Origin of the sequence: Mycobacterium sp. RTGN5 (assembly GCF_033804465.1) — a bacterium.
Classification (GTDB): domain Bacteria; phylum Actinomycetota; class Actinomycetes; order Mycobacteriales; family Mycobacteriaceae; genus Mycobacterium.
This window is the reverse complement of record NZ_JAPZLA010000003.1, coordinates 125,135-141,290: the sequence shown is the minus strand read 5'-3', so window position 1 is coordinate 141,290 and position 16,156 is coordinate 125,135. Positions and strand designations below refer to the sequence as shown.

Annotated in this window: 12 protein-coding genes; 7 read left to right on the top strand and 5 right to left on the bottom strand. The window is 67.0% G+C overall.

The features are described 5' to 3' along the window. Positions 1-24: 24 nt before the first annotated feature. The 4 genes from SLQ31_RS17540 to SLQ31_RS17525 all read right to left on the bottom strand — a co-directional run bounded on the left by SLQ31_RS17540 (position 25) and on the right by SLQ31_RS17525 (position 5,203). Positions 25-861, bottom strand: a complete 837-nt coding sequence (locus SLQ31_RS17540; RefSeq protein WP_319434945.1) for an ABC transporter permease — start codon at positions 859-861, stop codon at positions 25-27. After that, positions 848-1,642 (bottom strand): ABC transporter ATP-binding protein, encoded by a 795-nt coding sequence (locus SLQ31_RS17535; RefSeq protein WP_319434944.1) that lies wholly within the window; start codon positions 1,640-1,642, stop codon positions 848-850. The genes SLQ31_RS17540 and SLQ31_RS17535 overlap by 14 nt, the downstream gene beginning before the upstream one ends. Further along, positions 1,639-2,664, bottom strand: coding sequence for an ABC transporter substrate-binding protein (locus SLQ31_RS17530; RefSeq protein WP_319434943.1), 1,026 nt, complete (start codon positions 2,662-2,664; stop codon positions 1,639-1,641). The genes SLQ31_RS17535 and SLQ31_RS17530 overlap by 4 nt, the downstream gene beginning before the upstream one ends. Positions 2,665-2,851: 187 nt before the next feature. Next, a complete protein-coding gene (locus SLQ31_RS17525; RefSeq protein ID WP_319434942.1) occupies positions 2,852-5,203 on the bottom strand; it encodes a hypothetical protein in 2,352 nt (783 codons plus the stop codon). A gap of 82 nt (positions 5,204-5,285) precedes the next feature. On the opposite strand from SLQ31_RS17525, the gene SLQ31_RS17520 reads away from it, so the two are divergent. From SLQ31_RS17520 to SLQ31_RS17490, 7 genes are all read left to right on the top strand, one after another. After that, positions 5,286-6,188 (top strand): LysR family transcriptional regulator, encoded by a 903-nt coding sequence (locus SLQ31_RS17520; RefSeq protein WP_319434941.1) that lies wholly within the window; start codon positions 5,286-5,288, stop codon positions 6,186-6,188. A 222-nt stretch (positions 6,189-6,410) separates the two neighbouring features. Beyond that, complete coding sequence (locus SLQ31_RS17515) at positions 6,411-7,154, top strand: GntR family transcriptional regulator (protein WP_319435809.1); 744 nt, start codon at positions 6,411-6,413, stop codon at positions 7,152-7,154. Next, positions 7,151-7,378, top strand: a complete 228-nt coding sequence (locus tag SLQ31_RS17510) for a ferredoxin family protein (RefSeq protein WP_319434940.1) — start codon at positions 7,151-7,153, stop codon at positions 7,376-7,378. The genes SLQ31_RS17515 and SLQ31_RS17510 overlap by 4 nt, the downstream gene beginning before the upstream one ends. A 25-nt stretch (positions 7,379-7,403) precedes the next feature. Next, positions 7,404-8,837 (top strand): ABC transporter substrate-binding protein, encoded by a 1,434-nt coding sequence (locus tag SLQ31_RS17505; RefSeq protein WP_319434938.1) that lies wholly within the window; start codon positions 7,404-7,406, stop codon positions 8,835-8,837. Then, positions 8,834-9,700: an ABC transporter permease gene (locus SLQ31_RS17500; protein WP_413642364.1), complete on the top strand. Its 867-nt coding sequence runs from the start codon at positions 8,834-8,836 to the stop codon at positions 9,698-9,700. The genes SLQ31_RS17505 and SLQ31_RS17500 overlap by 4 nt, the downstream gene beginning before the upstream one ends. A 23-nt stretch (positions 9,701-9,723) precedes the next feature. Further along, positions 9,724-10,455, top strand: a complete 732-nt coding sequence (locus SLQ31_RS17495; RefSeq protein ID WP_413642570.1) for an ABC transporter ATP-binding protein — start codon at positions 9,724-9,726, stop codon at positions 10,453-10,455. Next, positions 10,455-13,157 carry a fumarate reductase/succinate dehydrogenase flavoprotein subunit gene (locus SLQ31_RS17490; protein WP_319434933.1) on the top strand — a complete coding sequence of 901 codons (2,703 nt, stop codon included), beginning with the start codon at positions 10,455-10,457 and terminating at the stop codon, positions 13,155-13,157. Before SLQ31_RS17495 ends, SLQ31_RS17490 begins: the two co-directional genes overlap by 1 nt. 61 nt (positions 13,158-13,218) lie before the next feature. Here SLQ31_RS17490 and SLQ31_RS17485 read toward each other — a convergent pair whose 3' ends face one another. After that, positions 13,219-15,879 carry an IniB N-terminal domain-containing protein gene (locus SLQ31_RS17485; protein WP_319434932.1) on the bottom strand — a complete coding sequence of 887 codons (2,661 nt, stop codon included), beginning with the start codon at positions 15,877-15,879 and terminating at the stop codon, positions 13,219-13,221. Positions 15,880-16,156: the final 277 nt, after the last annotated feature.

Here is a 16,156-nt window from a genome sequence, read left to right as displayed (position 1 = left end):
ATGAATCCGGGCTATGAATCCGGGTCATGAATCCGCCGCGTCTACCAAGCCCCAGCGGCGGCGAATCACCTTGTCCAGCGCGGTGAACAGGGCGTCGATGACGATGCCCAGGATGAGAATGACGATCATGATTGCGATCGCCGCGGGCATGTCGGTCATGTTCTGGGCGTTCTCCAGCAGCACCCCGACGGAGGCGGTGTTGGTGACGATCACGACGAGTTCACCCGACATCAGGCTGCGCCACGCGAACGCCCAACCCTGTTTGAGTCCGGCGACGAACATCGGCAACGAGGCCGGCAGGATCAGATGCCGGTAGAGCGAAATGCCGTGTAGGCCCATGCTCTTGGCGGAGCGCAGCAGCAGCGGAGGAATGTGGTCAGAGCCGGCGATGACGCCGATCGCGATCGCCGGTGCCGTGCCGATCACGATGACGAACAAAATGGCCGACGTCGTGATGCCGAAGAAGATGATCGCGAACGGGAACCAAGCGATCGCCGGCATGGTTTGCAGGCCCGTGATGATCGGGCCGAACGCCGCACGCAGCAATCGGTTCCGAGACACCACGACACCGAGCGCCGTACCGATCAGCACTGCCAGCCCAAACCCGAGCAAGGCTCTGCCCATCGTCGTCCAGACAGCCTGCCACAACACCGGATGCTGGGCCTGAGCCCACAACTCGGTCAACACGGTGGCCGGGCTGGGCAGGATGAAGGTCGGCTTCCAGCCACTCAGATACACCAGCTGCCACGCCACGAGAACGGTCGCGATGCCGAGCAGCGGTGCCCAGACGGGACGGCCGAAGCGACCCGGGCTGCGCCCCAAGCGCTGCCTGGGGCGTCGGAGGGATTCAGTGCTGACCATCGCCACCCTCCACCGCATGAAGGCGATCGGTGATGACCGCCGCGAGCTCGGCCACCTCCGCCGTGTTGGTCCTGCGCGGCCGCAGCGCCGGCACGGGCACCTCGGCAATCACCCGGCCGGGCCGGCTGCTCAGCACCACCACCCGATCCCCCAGCCGCACCGCCTCATTGACGTTGTGCGTCACGAACAGGACCGTGAGGCCACACTCGGCGACGATCCGTTCGAGTTCGGTGTGCAGATGATCGCGGGTGATCGCGTCGAGCGCGCCGAACGGCTCATCCATAAGCAGAGTGTCGGCCTCCTGAGCCAGCGCCCGGGCCAGCGCCACGCGCTGACGCATGCCGCCGGAGAGCTGATGCGGACGGGCATCGGCGAAGTCGCTGAGCCTGACCGTCTTCAGCAACTCCTCGACCCGCTGCCGGCGTTGCCGCTTGGGCACGCCGCGAGCGCGAAGCGGCACTTCGATATTCCGTGCCGCCGTCAGCCACGGGAACAGCGCTGGCTCCTGAAACATCAAGGCCGGCCTGCGGTTGCCGGCCCACACCTCGCCCGATGATGCCTGATCCAGACCGGCGACCAACGATAGGAGTGTGCTCTTGCCACACCCCGATGCGCCCACGATGCAGACGAACTCACCGACGCGTGCCGTCAGGGAGATGCCGTCGAGCGCCGTCACGACCGCGCGGCCCTGCCGGAAACTCTTCGACACCTCCGTCAGCCGGACGGCGACCTCGGCCTGCGCGTTCGATTCGGACAACGTTGTGGACGCGAAGCTGGTCATGCATCGACCTGTGGCTTACCGGACCCCTTCAGAACGTCATTCAGCAGGTGCAGGTCGAAGATTCCGTCGAGCTTGAGCGGGTCGAGAAGGCCCACCGAAACTGCCTTCTGCACTTGATCGTTCAGCGAGGCGGCACCGGGATCGTTGGTGAACGTCGTCTCCTGGAACGACGCCTTCAACACGTCGGCGTCCAGTCCCTTGCCCAGCGCTCCGGCCAGGGTGGCATTGGCCGCCTGCGCGGCAGCATCGGGGTTGTCGTGGATGAGGTCATTGGCCTCGACCTGCCCCTTGAGCAGCCCACTCACGACGTCGGGGTGGGCCTGCAGAAATTCCTGCCGCACAACCAGAATGGTGATCGTGCCGGGGTCCGACCACAGCGGTACGCCGCCAGCCTTGACCAGCTGGACGTCATAGGGTGCCGACTCGATCGCGCCGTCGATCTGATTGGCGGTAAATGCCGGGATGATGGCTGACTCGGGTTTGGTGGGTTTGATGAAGACGTCACCGCCGCCCTGGGGGTTGGTCTGCAGGCCGTTCTCCTTGAGCCAGCTGCGCAGGCTGACGTCCTGTGTGCCGCCCAGTGCCGGGTCGGCCAGGGTCTTGCCCCGCAAATCCTGCGCATTCTGGATGCCCGGCTTCACGACGAAAGTCGTTCCACCGGTCGCGGATCCGGAGATGATCTTGATGGCCGTCCCACCGGACTTCTGCCACGCGTTGAAGGCCGGGTTGGGGCCCACGTAGGCCGCGTCGAGCTGGCCGGCCAACAACGCGGTCGCCTCCTCGGTGCCTTGGGCGAACGCCTTGGCGTCCAGGGTGACATCGGGTCCCAGATTCTTGGCGAACAGCCCCTTGTTCAGGCCGACCAGGGCCGAGGCGTGGGTGACGCGGGTCAGGTAGCCCAGGCGCAGGGTGACCTTCTGGGCCGAATTGGTAGATGGGGTGGACTGTCCGCATCCGGACAGGGTGGCGGCGAGCACGACGAATGCCAGCGCCGCCCGGGATATGAACATGCGTCGAGGCATGGTGTCTCCTTGGGGATCAACAAGTCTGAAAGAGGGTCACGGCCGGTCGATACCGGGGTGGTGAGGGTGTGGCTGTGAAGGTGTGGGTGTCAGCGGGCGGTCGGGCGTGCACCCGGACATGCCGCGGCGATGACACGCTGCAGATCGATGTGCAGCCGCCGGGTGAGATGACATCGCAGAGTCGGTGTCATGCCGAGTCTCGATCCAGCCGGGAGACGAACAGCGGGCTGGTCCAGATTTGATGACCGTCAGCCTGGCGGGCGCGCAGGTAGACCGCGCTGTCGGCGTCCGGCAAGTCGAGGAGCAGGCGGCCGTTCGCGTTGACGGGCAGGCTCGCCGGGTCGGCGATACGTTCGACCCGCATCGTCAGATTCAATCCGCCGACGGCGATGTCGTGGTGTCCGTCGCGGATCAGGTCTTCGCCGCGCAGGGTCAGCGCCGTGTCGAGGTTGTCCTCGATCACCGTGGTGAACAGGTCCAGCCGGGCCTCGGCCAACGTCGAAAGACGCAGCACCACACCGATGTCGCTGCCGTAAGTGGCGGTGCGCCAGGTCACTTCGCCGGGGGCGGTGTCGAAGCGCTGCTCGGGATGCAACGCCGCCCACGGGGTGACGTCCTCGATGTCGGCCCCGGTCACCCGCAGGCGTCCGGTCCACGTCGCCCAGCGGTAGCGGTCGCGATGGCGCGCCCCGCCCCAGCGAATCCGGACCAGCGTGTCGGACAGCCCGGTCTCGGCTTGGAAGTCGCGCCGCCACAGCTGCCCGGTGGTGTCGCGGATCTCGAGTTCTTCCCAGCCCGTGGTGCCGTACAGGTCATAATCGGTCACCAATTCGTCTGCCTCGTTGACGAATTCGTCGCCCATCCAGTGATCACCGGAATGTAAGAGCGCGACCGACCGCGAACCCGTGGTCGCCCAGGTGCGCCGGCTCCGTAGTGCACGGCCGACGTCGGTTCTGGTCAGTTCGGTGGCCAGCACCCCGGTGAGGCCGCCCTGCCCGCCAAAGATGTTGGCACCCGGGCTGCCGCCGCCCGGGCGGCCGCGGTGCTCGTCGCTGGCGGCGCTGGCGCCCAGCCGTAGGCCCCGGGACAGTGCGTCCTCGAAGAACCATGGACTGGATCCCCATGTCGAGTGCACCTCGATCAGGCGCTCCAGAGCGGGGTGGTGCCAGTCCAGGACGGCGCGCCGCCCGCCGACGTGCGGAATCAGGAGATACGACTCTGGATCGTGGGCGTAGGCGTCGTAGAGCCGGGTGATCGGCCATGCCTGGGGCACAATGGCTTTGCTCGCCATGCCCTGATGCCATTCCAGGGACCGCGCCAACGTGGTGTCCTCACCGAGGAACACGACATTGTGGTCGCCGCCAACGCCGGCGGTGCCGCACCACTCCACGCCGGGGTAGCAGACGAACTGGCCGTCCTCGCTCGCCTGCCGGCAGGCGGCGACCACGTCGGCCCATGCCTCGTCGGTGATCTGGAAGTCGTTGGCGGTGTAGCCCAGCACATCCAGCGCGCCCACGTCCCGCCCGAACCTCAGGTTCCAGTCCGTGTTCTGCGTCCCGACGGTGTCGTTCGAATGCACGTGGAGGTCGCTGAAAAATGCTCGCGGTGATGGGAATTCGTCGATGACATCCAGATGGCAGACGCCGGCCAGCTGCCCGCCACCGTCGATGTCGGCGACGACCTCGATGGTGGCCGATTCGGCGGGAACCGAGAGCGTGGCACAGGACCAGCCCGCCGCGGGCGTCCCGGCTCGCGCCACCGTCACATCGCCGACCGATGCGCGAACACGTGCCGTGACGTCGCGGCAGACGTTGCCCCAGCGGTCCTGCAGGTGCGCCCGCAAAACCGCATTCGCTGCGTCGGCCCGAACCAGCCGCGGGCCATGTGCGACAAGGCGTTCCGGGCTGCCGGGGATGACTGCCAGCTGGCATACGCCGGCGTGGGCCATCCGCGAGGTTCCCAGCGGATCGATGAAGAGGTGGACTTCGAATTCGTCTTCGACGAACGTTTGGACCCGGGTACCCGGACCGCCGAATGTGCGGTCACCGAGCCGTATTTCGATGATGTCGCCGGGCCGTAGATACCCGTCGACGGCATGGATGAGCAACGACTTCTGGAAGGGCCGCTCGCCCCCCTTGACGTCATAGCGGATGTCGAGACGCTGCACGGTGGCCGCGCCCTGCTCGGACGCGCCGCCGGCGCGTGAGCGGTGCAGCAACCGTGCCGACGCGTAGTCACGCCCGCGCGGGTCCGTCGTCTGCAGGTCCCAGTCCGAGTAGTAGCGGAAGCACAATTTCAGCCAGCCGCTGTCGGCGATGCCCGAGCGTCCGACCGTGTAGGTGAAGACCAGCTCTTCGACCGATCCGGCGACGACGGCGTCGGTGTCGCAGGACAACGTGCCCAGGAACGGGATCGCGTCGAGTTCGCGGTTGACCCGCTCGGCCACAACCGGATCCGAGCAGTCGTTGGCCCGGACCGGCGCCTGCGGCCGTACCGAGACATGAGCCACCGCCGCGTCGAGGGAAGCCGGGACAGACACGGCGCCAATTCTCACCTCACCTGCACCTACCAGTCCAGTTCATAGATATGATGCGATTAATCATCGAAAGTGATCATCGCCCGTGAACCTGCAGCAGTTGCGCTACGTCGTGGCCCTGGCCGAGACCCAGAGCTTCACCAAGGCCGCCGAGAGCGTCTTCGTCGTCCAGTCCGCGTTGAGTCAGCAGATCCGCAAGCTCGAAGACGAGCTCGGCGTGCCCTTGTTCGAACGCACGACGCGGTCGGTGTCCTTGACGGCGGCCGGCGAGGCCCTGCTCCCGGTGGTTCATCAGGTGCTCGCCGGGGTTGACAGGCTCGTCGTCGACGCGCAGGCACTCAGCGGAACCATCGGCGGACGGTTGACCGTCGGGATGATGGAAGTGCCGACCGAGAGCCTGGACGTCGCCGCCCTCATGGCAACCTTCCATGCCCGCTACCCCGATGTCAGCGTCACCCTGCGCAGCGGTGGTAGCGATCTGCTGATCGACGCGATCCGCGACCGCAAGCTCGACGTCGCCATCGTGGGCTCGAATGTGTCCGGCGCCGGGGATCGGCTCACCCACACCGAATTGTTCAGTGAGCCACTCGTTGCCGTACTGCCGGCCGCTCATCCGCTTGCGGCCCTGTCGTCGTTGGCACTCACCCAACTTGCCGACCTTCCCTTCATCGACTTTCCGCCGGGGTACGGCCTCCGCCACGAAACCGACCGCGGCTTCACCGGTGTCCCGCGTCGAGTCGCCTTCGAAGTCACGCGGGTCGACGAGGTCATCCAGTTCGTCCGGAAGGATCTCGGGGTCGCGTTGTTGCCCGAGTCGGTGGCCACCTCCCGGGCGGGCGGCGACGCGAGCCTGGCCCTGCGTCCGGTGGTGGGCGCCAATCTGCATCGGCAGGTCAATCTGATCGCGCCCAAGATTACGGTTCGCTCCGCGGCCTGCCAGGCCTTCGTCCGGTGCGTGGAAGACCACGTCAGCCGCACCGACCGGTAACAATCTCCCCCGCACAGCTTTCCGCTCAGGACGATCAGAACTGCGGCAATTGACGCGGTGGTGGCGCAATGCCCATCGAATCACGAGTATCGGCTGGTCCGACGCCCTTACGACCGGCGTAATGGGGCCGGCCGGAAGTGCCGCGCCGCCCGTCGCGGTGGTGGCACCACGCAGCGGCTTTACCGTGTTCGACGAGACATGTTCATGCGGCAGGAGGGTGCGATGGGCGACGCCGAACCGGTGCCGATCCGCCGGGCGCGGGCCGATCAGGCTCGACTGGTCGCCGATGTCGTACGCCATCAAATCCATGTCGGCGGCTATCCGCAAGACCTCCCTACCGAGGCCGAGCTGTCGGCCGAGTTCGGGGTATCCCGCAACACCATTCGCGAAGCGCTGACCACGCTGAAGGACGAAGGGCTCATCGACCGCGGCCCCAAGGTCGGTACCCAGGTCGCGATCCGTAAGTACGACCACGGCCTGGATGCGCTCGTCGGGTTGAAGGAGACGTTCAAGAGCTACGGCGAGGTCCGCAACGAGGTGCGGGCGGCGATGTCGGTGGCCGCGCCCCCTGCCGTCGCACGCCGCCTCGGGTTGCAGCCCGGCGAACAGGTGCTCTTCATCGAACGGCTGCGGTTCCTCGGCGATCTTCCGCTCAGCTTGGACAAGACCTACCTGGCGCCCGACGTCGGAGCCGACATCCTCGGGCATCCACTGGAGACCAACGACATCTTCGCGCTGCTCGAAGAGGTCACCGGGCAACGACTGGGATCGGCAAGCCTGGCCGTGGAGGCGGTGCCCGCCGACGCGCACTCGGCGGCCATCCTGCAGGTGCCAGAAGGTGCGGCGGTGCTGTTGCTGGAGCGACTGACCCACCTTGACGACGGCCGGCCCGTCGACCTCGAATACATCCGCATGCGGGGAGACCGAATCACCCTGCGCGGCAACCTCATCAGGGAGATGTTATGACTTTGATCAATCAGCGGGCCGACGTGCCGGTCACGATCGACGAGTCGCTGTGTATCGACGGGTGCACGCTCTGCGTGGACATCTGTCCCCTCGACTCGTTGGCCATCAACCCGGAGAACGGTAAGGCCTTCATGCACGTCGACGAGTGTTGGTACTGCGGCCCATGCGCCGCCCGCTGTCCCACCGGCGCCGTCACCGTCAACATGCCCTACCTCATCCGCTGAAAAGCCCTAATTCCCGGAGTAATTCATGAAACACCGCTTTGCGGTCGCGCTGACCGCTGCCCTTGTCATGGCCACTGCCGGCTGCTCGCTGGACTCGAAGCCACAGGCGGCCGGCGAGGTCAACGTCGTCGTCGGCTATCAATCCAAAACCATCAACACCGTCACCGCGGGTGCGCTGCTGCGGGCCAAGGGTTTCCTGGAGAAGCGCCTCGACGACATCACCAAGCGCACCAATGTGAAGTACACGGTGCAATGGCAGGACTACGACACCGGTGCCCCGATCACCGCCCAGATGCTGGCCGAGAAGATCGATATCGGCTCGATGGGCGACTACCCGCTGCTGATCAACGGCTCCAAAACCCAAGCCAACGAGCGCGCCAAGACCGAGCTGGTGTCGATCACCGGATACAACGCCAAGGGCGCACTGAATATGGTTGTGGTGAGCCCGAATTCACCCGACCGGAGTATCACCGATCTGGCCGGCCAGAAAGTGTCGGCATCGGTCGGCTCGGCTGGGCACGGCACCTTGGTCCGGGCGCTGACCAAGGCGGGTATCGATCCGAAGACCGGGGTGGAGGTGCTCAACCAGCAGCCTCAGGTCGGCGCATCGGCGCTGGAATCCGGTCAGGTGCAGGCGTTCGCACAGTTCGTGGCCTGGCCCGGGCTGTTGACATTCCAGAACAAGGGCCGGCTGTTGTTCGACGGCGCCGAGCTGAACGTACCGACCTTCCACGGTGTGGTCGTGCGGCGCGACTACGCCGGCCAGCATCCCGAGGTGCTCGACGCGTTCCTGCAGGCCCAGCTGGATGCCACCGACTTCCTGCATGAGAAGCCCCTGGAATCAGCACAGCTCGTGGCCCAGGGCAGTGGATTGCCGCAGGAGGTCGTGTACCTCTACAACGGGCCCGGCGGCGCGGTGTCGTTCGACACCACGATCAAACCGTCGCTGGTCGACGCCTTCAAGAGTGACGTTCCGTACCTGAAGTCGATCGGCGACTTCGCTGATCTCAACATCGACCAGTTCGTCAATGCCGACCCGCTGCGCAAGGCGTTCGCCGCACGGAATCTCGACTACGACAAGGCCGTGGCCGTCACCACCAACCCGATCCCGGTCAGTGGTCAAGACCCGGTGTGCAATGTCGCGGTCACCGACCCCGCGCTGGCCGGTGAACTGTGGATCGACGGGCAGGCCACCACCCAGCCCGCGGCCAACCCCGGCTGCCTGCTGCGGGCGCTCCGCGAGGCTAACGCCAAGGGCCAGAAGGTGATCGCGGCCTACGTCCCCGATACCGAACTGGGCACCCGGTGGTTTGCCGACCGTTCGGTGTGGGTGCAATCCCCCGCAGGCAGCAACGGTTACCTGCCGTTCGATACCGACGCCGGCGCTCAGCGTTATCTCGCCGCCCATCCCGGCGCGGCGGTGGTGGACTACCAGGCGGCCCTCGCGGGTGCGGTGTGACCGCCGAACCTTCGGTGCTCGCCGGTCCCGTCACCGTCGACGTTGGCGTCACCGCCACGCCGGCGGCGGCGCCGTCGCGGCACGTGCCGTGGCGGGCATGGGCGGTACGGATCGCATCGGTCGCCGCCGCTATCGGGTTGTGGCAGCTGCTGACCGCCAATCACGTCCGGTTCTGGTTGCGCTTCGACACCCTGCCGACGGTGACCGAGATCGTCAGCAGCTTCACCAAACGGGTTGCTGTGCAGGACTACTGGCTGGACCTCGGGCAGTCACTGATCAGGATCCTGACCGGATTCGCGCTCGCGGCGCTGGTCGGGGTGGTGACCGGCATTCTGCTGGGCCGTTCGGATGCGTTCGCCAACGTCTTCGGACCGTTGACCGAGCTCGCCCGCCCGATCCCGGCCATCGCGATCGTCCCGGTGGCGATCCTGCTGTTCCCCAGTGACGAGGCGGGGATCGTCTTCATCACCTTCCTGGCCGCATTCTTTCCGATCATGGTGAGTACCCGGCATGCGGTGCGCGCGCTGCCGACGATCTGGGAGGAGTCGGTGCGCACGCTCGGCGGCAGCCGCTGGGACGTGTTGGTCCGGGTGGTGCTGCCCGGCATCCTGCCGGGAGTCTTCGGTGGGTTGTCGGTCGGTATCGGTGTGGCGTGGATCTGCGTCATCTCCGCCGAGATGATCTCAGGGCGCCTAGGCGTCGGCTACCGCACCTGGCAGGCCTACACCGTGCTGGCCTATCCCGAAGTCTTCGTGGGCATCATCACCATCGGCATCCTCGGCTTCACCACCTCCGCCGCGGTTGAGCTGCTGGGTCGCCGGGTCACCCGGTGGCTGCCGCGTGGCGAGGAGAAGACGCGATGACACTCACTGCCCCGATCACCGGAATGGCGTTGCAGCTCAACGACCTTGTGCTCAGCTATGGCGGCTCACCGGTCATCAACGGCCTCGACCTGCACGTGCGCCCGGGTGAGATCCTGGTCCTGACAGGACCGTCCGGCTGTGGCAAGTCCACCGTCTTGCGGGCGCTGGCCGGGCTTCTCCGACCGGACGCCGGCGAGGTGCTCGCCGACGGGGCGCCTGTGCGCACCACATCCCGCGAGCGGGCCCTGGTGTTCCAGGACAATGCGTTACTACCCTGGCGCACCGTGCAATCCAATGTCGAACTCGCCCTGAAGCTGGGCGGGGTTCCGCGGGCCGGGCGCCGTGAGGAGGCGCTGCGCTGGATCGCGGACGTCGGCTTGACCGGTTTCGAGCGGTATCTGCCCAAGAGCCTGTCCGGCGGCATGCGCCAGCGGGTGCAACTGGCGCGTGGCCTTGCCGGCGCGCCACGGGCGGTCATGATGGACGAGCCGTTCGGCGCGCTGGACACACAGACCAGGGCCAGCATGCAGCGGCTGCTGATCGATACCTGGCGTGCACATCCGACCACCGTCGTCTTCGTCACCCACGACGTCGACGAGGCATTGCTCATCGGCGACCGCATCGCGGTCCTCGGGCGAGCAGGTCAGCCGCTGCGTGCCCTGCTCGACGTTCCCACCCCACGCGATGCCCTCGCCGACCGCAGCGCTCTGCGATCGGAAGCCATTGCCGCACTGGATACTCCGGAGTTCCCCTGATGCAGATTCCCGACCTGGCCGACACCACCCGACTCGACTGTGACGTGCTGGTCATCGGTGGCGGCACCGCAGGCACGATGGCGGCGTTGACGGCCGCCGAGAACGGCGCCCAGGTGCTGCTGCTGGAGAAGGCGCATGTGCGCCACTCCGGTGCGCTGGCGATGGGCATGGACGGCGTCAACAACGCCGTCATCCCCGGCAAGGCCGAGCCCGAGGACTACGTCGCCGAGATCACCCGCGCCAACGATGGAATCGTCAACCAGCGCACCATCTATCAAACCGCGACCCGCGGCTTTGCGATGGTGCAGCGCCTCGAGCGCTACGGCGTCAAGTTCGAGAAGGACGAGCACGGTGAGTATGCGGTCCGCCGTGTGCACCGTTCCGGGTCCTACGTCCTGCCGATGCCCGAAGGCAAGGACGTCAAAAAGGCGCTCTACCGGGTGCTGCGGCAGAAGTCGATGCGCGAGCGGATCCGCATCGAGAACCGGCTGATGCCCGTGCGGGTGCTCACCGGCCCCGACGGCCGCGCGGTGGGGGCCGCGGCGCTGAACTCCCGCACCGGCGAGTTCGTCACCGTCGCCGCCAAGGCGGTGATCCTGTCCACCGGCGCCTGCGGCCGGCTGGGCCTACCGGCATCGGGTTATCTGTATGGCACCTACGAGAATCCGACCAACGCCGGTGACGGCTACGCGATGGCCTATCACGCCGGTGCCGAGCTGTCCGGCATCGAGTGCTTCCAGATCAACCCGCTCATCAAGGACTACAACGGCCCGGCGTGTGCCTACGTCGCCAACCCGTTCGGCGGCTATCAGGTCAACGCCAACGGCGACCGGTTCGTCGACTCCGACTACTGGTCCGGTCAGATGATGGCCGAGGTCAAGCGGGAGATCGAATCCGCCCGCGGACCGATCTATCTCAAGGTCAGTCACCTGCCGGACGAGACGTTGACGGCGTTGGAGAACATCCTGCACACCACGGAGCGGCCGACCCGCGGCACATTCCACGCCAACCGCGGACACGACTACCGCACGCACGATATCGAGATGCACATCTCCGAAATCGGCTTGTGCAGTGGTCATTCCGCATCGGGTGTCTGGGTCGACGAGCATGCCCGCACCACAGTCCCCGGCTTGTACGCCGCCGGGGACCTGGCATGTGTCCCGCACAACTACATGATCGGCGCCTTCGTCTACGGCGACCTGGCCGGCGAGGACGCCGCCGCCACCCTCGCCGATCTCGAAGCGCCGCAGGAGCTTCCCGCCGACCAGATCCGCGCGGCTCATGAATTGACCTACCGGCCGTTGCGGCATCCCGATGGGCCGCCGCAGCCGCAGGTGGAGTACAAGCTGCGTCGTTTCGTGAACGACTATGTGGCCCCGCCGAAGACGGCGACCAAGCTGGCGATCGCCGTCGACACGTTCGAGCGGATGCAGGACGAGATCGAACAGATCGGCGCCCGGACACCGCACGAGTTGATGCGGGCCGTGGAGGTGTCCTTCATCCGAGACTGCGCGGAGATGGCAGCCCGGTCCTCACTGACCCGGACCGAGTCCCGGTGGGGGCTGTACCACGATCGTTCTGATGTGCCCGACCGCGACGACGTGAACTGGCGCTATCACTTGAATCTCCGCAAGAGCCAAGAAGGCTCGATGGAGTTCTTCAAGCGGCCGGTCGCAGAGTACTTCGTCCCGGTGCCCGGGCTCGACGATTTGCCCACCGGCGGAACGGAACCCATCCCGGTCGCGCAGCCGACGATCGTCCGGGACCGGGAGGCGGCGTCGACACCGGTGACCGTGGTGCCCGGCCCGCCCGTGCAGCCGCCCTCACCGCGTATCGCTGCCGTGCTTGCGTTGGAATCGCCATCGCTGGAGGATCTTGCCGAGTTCCTGGCCGACGCCGATGCGGGTGTCCGCCGCACCGCTGTCGTGGCACTCACCGAAAACCTCTGCGACGGCTATGCGGACGCGCTGTACGCCGCGCTCACCGACGCCGACAGCGGAGTCCGCCGCGCCGCCGCGGAGGGGGTGCGAGAACTCGTCGAGGTGCTCCCGGATCCGGTTGCCGGACAACCACTGTTGGCGTCGGCGGATCCGCTGGTACGCAGCTCTGCGCTGTATCTGCTCAGTTTCCGGCGCGTCGGCGAGGCTCGCGATTTCCGTGCCGCGCTCGCCGACCCCGACCACCGGGTCCGCATCGAGGCGGTACGTGCGTTGGTGTCCGTCGATGATGTCGACGGGGTGGCGTCGGCCGCCGGCGACGAGAACCGGGAGGTGCGGATCGCCGTTGCCAACGGATTGGGCACTCTGGCAAGCGGACCCGTCGCGGTTCGTGCACTCGCCGGCGACCGTGATCCCCTGGTGCGCGCCGCCGCCCTGGCGGCGCTGGGCGAGATCGGCGATGGCGATGCCGATTTGGCACTCATCGAGCGAGCACTGGGCGACACGGCGTGGCAGATCCGCGTGGGCGCGGTTCGTGCGTTGTCCGGCGCCGGCGGGGCGGCGATCGCGTTCCTGTCCCGCGCGCTGATCGATCCCCACCTCGACGTGCGCAAGGCGGCCGTGCTGGGTTTGACGCGCTGGGTCGCAGAACCGGCGGCCCAGGATGCGTTGCTAGGGGCCTTGGACGATACCGACGCCGACGTGCGCGCTTATGCCCGGCAGGCGCTGGCCCGGCGGGCCGAGTTCGCGAGTCTGGCCGACTGACCCCAAACACACATCGGTGGGGAGCATGCGCTCCCCACCGATTTGGTGTCAGGTCTACGGGTTAGAAGCCCATGTGGTGATCGGCCTGGTTGTGCGACGACACATCGGTGCTCGCCTGGGTGTGCGAGGCCGCGCTGTCGTGGCTGGTGTCGTACAGCGAGTGACTCGAGTAGTCCGTGCTCGCGTGAGTGGACTGGTCCGCCGAGTGATCCGGCACCGCAGCCGCCGCGTGGCTCGACGAGTCGATGGCCGCATGCTGATCGACCGTGGCCGAGTCATGCGTGGTCCCGACCGAGCTTGCGCCACCGGCATTCGCGCTGCCCTGCGAGCTGGTGATCACCGAGCTGCCGTTGGACCCGGAATTCACCGAACCGCCTGCGGCGGTGGAGCCACCGGTGTGGATGACGCTGCCCTGCGACGGAGTGACCGCCGAACCGTGCGTTGTCGTGGACGCGGTGGTGCTCGCTCCGGTGTTGACGGCGCCGTGTCCGCCCAGGGCCGCGGAATCCTGGCCCAGGATGTTGGCCTGACCGCCAAAGGCGTTCTGGTACGAACCGTTTCCGCCAGCCGTCACATGATCTGCCGACGTCCCACCGCTAGCCGAACCTGCCGCCTGGACGGAGTTGTGGAGATTCAGGTTGGCCGCATCATGGTTGAGGAAGCTGGTGCTGCCACCGGCCGAGGCATTGGCGCCACCGTTGATGCTCGTGCCACCGGCGATCCCGGTGTGGCCGCCCGCATTGGCCTCCACAGCCGAGGCCGCCTCGACATTGGTGTGTCCGCCGAGCGATGCGCCGGCGTTGGTCTGTCCGCCGAACATGCCACCGAGGTTCGTCTGGCCACCGAAGCCGCCACCGAGGTTCGTCTGGCCGCCAAACCCGCCACCGACGTTGGTCTGGCCGCCGAGCGCCGCGCCGTCGTCGTGCAGGAAGCTCACGGCCGCAGTGTTACTCGCAGCAGCCTGCGCGCTCGCGGTCGCCCCACCGAGCGGGCTGGCGAACGATGCCGCTGTCGTGGTGTTGATCGCGGTGTTGCCGGCGGCGGTCAGGCCGCCGCCACCCAGGCCGATCCCGGCGCCGCCAGCGGCAGCAGTTTGGGTGTTGAAGCCGGCACCACCGACCGGGCTGGTGAAACCAGCGTTGGCCGTGTTGTTGAAGCTCGCGTTCTCCTGCGCGCTCAAACCCGTTCCGACGTTGGCCGCTCCGCCGCCACCGGCACCTGCCGAGCCGCTGAGCGCGACGCGCCGTTCGGCATCGACGTCATTGGCGTCGACGCGAGCCCGATCGTTCACATGCGCACCGCCACCGAACTGGCTGCCGGCGCCGGCCGCGAAACCGCTACCCGCATTGGCACCGCCGGCGAACTGTCCGCCGCCCTGGGCGCCGATGCCGCTGTGCCCGTGGATGTTGGAGCCACCGCCGACGTGCGTGCTTCCGCCCACACCGGCACCGGCGGCCGCACCCGCTGCTGCGGATCCGCCGAATTCGCCACCGAGGCCGGCGTTGAAACCACCGCCGAGTTCGGCACCCCCACCGGCGCCGAAGCCGGAGCCCAGACCGATCCCGCTGTGGCCGCCCACTTCAGCGTTGCCGCCAAGCTCGGCGCCGAATCCGGTATTGAATCCGCCACCAAGCTCAGCCCCACCGCCGGCACCCAAACCGGTGCCCAGGCCAACGCCACTGTGCCCACCGAGCTCAGCGCCGCCTTCAAATTCGCCGCCCAGGCCCATCTCGGCACCCAGACCCGAATGGAAACCGCCACCAAGCTCAGCGCCACCGCCGGCACCCAAACCGGTGCCCAGGCCAACGCCACTGTGCCCACCGAGCTCAGCGCCGCCTTCAAATTCGCCGCCCAGGCCCATCTCGGCACCCAGACCCGAATGGAAACCGCCACCGAGCTCAGCGCCACCGCCGGCACCGAAACCGGTGCCGAAGCCGCTGCCCAGACCAACCCCAGTCTGGCCACCCAGTCCCGCGGAACCGCCGACTTCAGCGCCCGCGTTGAAACCCAGGCCCATCTCGGCGCCGATGCCGGTCTCGAATCCACCGCCGAGCTCAGCACCGCCACCGGCACCAAAGCCGGTGCCGAAACCTGTGCCCAAGCCGGTGCCAAGGCCAACCCCGCTCTGGCCACCCAGCTCGGCGCCACCGCCGAGCTCAGCACCCATGCCGGCGTGGAAGCCCGCCTCCACCTCGACGCTCATCCCGGCTTGGAAGCCGGCGCCCAGCTCGGCACCCAGCCCCGACTGAAAACCGCCGCCGAGCCCGGTACCGAGGCCGATTCCGGAGCCCAGTCCGACTCCGGTCTCGCCGCCCAGGCCGAGCCCGCCGCCGAGGCCGGCGCCGATGCTCTCGCCAAGGCCAAGGCCGATTCCGTTACCCACCGCGGCAGCCAAGCTCGAACCGCCGTCGACGCCGAGATCCAGCGCCTGGTTGCTCAGGACGTCAGCAGCCACCGCGGGCGCCGAAAGAAGGTTCGGCACAACACTTTCCACTGGCGCGAAGCCGAACTGGTTCGAGACGGCCTGAGCCAGCCCGGAGACCGGGTCCCCGCCACCGAGCTCGAGTCCCGGAACGGCCGAGGCCGCGACGGACTGAATCTGCTCAGGGGTGACCCCGGCCAGCCCGGCGTTCGCCAGCGCGGCGTTGGGATCCGCGACGTAGTTCTGCGCAGCGGATTCGTTGTTGAAGAGGTCAAGGATGAATTGGAGCAGGTTGTCCATGGGAGTTCCTTCCGGTGATTACTCATCACGGTATGAAGATCGCGCGCACCCCGAAATGGGGCCCGGTCCCCTACCCGACACAGGTTGTACCGGGATATCCCAGCAATCCCCATTAGGGGATTAGGGGATCGCTAGGGTGTGTACCGCGCGTCTTGCAGAACACCAGCAATAGGATCGGTATAGATACTGTTCACAGCCTCAAACAAGGGCAACCGCAAATTGTGAACTGATTCACAACCGTTACCGATAAATTGACATACAGGTAATTAACAGCAAA

Coding starts and splice junctions, on each gene's coding strand:
- SLQ31_RS17540 (WP_319434945.1), bottom strand. CDS start 861: ATGGTCAGCACTGAATCCCTCCGACGCCCCAGGCAGCGCTTGGGGCGC.
- SLQ31_RS17535 (WP_319434944.1), bottom strand. CDS start 1,642: ATGACCAGCTTCGCGTCCACAACGTTGTCCGAATCGAACGCGCAGGCC.
- SLQ31_RS17530 (WP_319434943.1), bottom strand. CDS start 2,664: ATGCCTCGACGCATGTTCATATCCCGGGCGGCGCTGGCATTCGTCGTG.
- SLQ31_RS17515 (WP_319435809.1), top strand. CDS start 6,411: ATGGGCGACGCCGAACCGGTGCCGATCCGCCGGGCGCGGGCCGATCAG.
- SLQ31_RS17510 (WP_319434940.1), top strand. CDS start 7,151: ATGACTTTGATCAATCAGCGGGCCGACGTGCCGGTCACGATCGACGAG.
- SLQ31_RS17505 (WP_319434938.1), top strand. CDS start 7,404: ATGAAACACCGCTTTGCGGTCGCGCTGACCGCTGCCCTTGTCATGGCC.
- SLQ31_RS17495 (WP_413642570.1), top strand. CDS start 9,724: ATGGCGTTGCAGCTCAACGACCTTGTGCTCAGCTATGGCGGCTCACCG.
- SLQ31_RS17490 (WP_319434933.1), top strand. CDS start 10,455: ATGCAGATTCCCGACCTGGCCGACACCACCCGACTCGACTGTGACGTG.
- SLQ31_RS17485 (WP_319434932.1), bottom strand. CDS start 15,879: ATGGACAACCTGCTCCAATTCATCCTTGACCTCTTCAACAACGAATCC.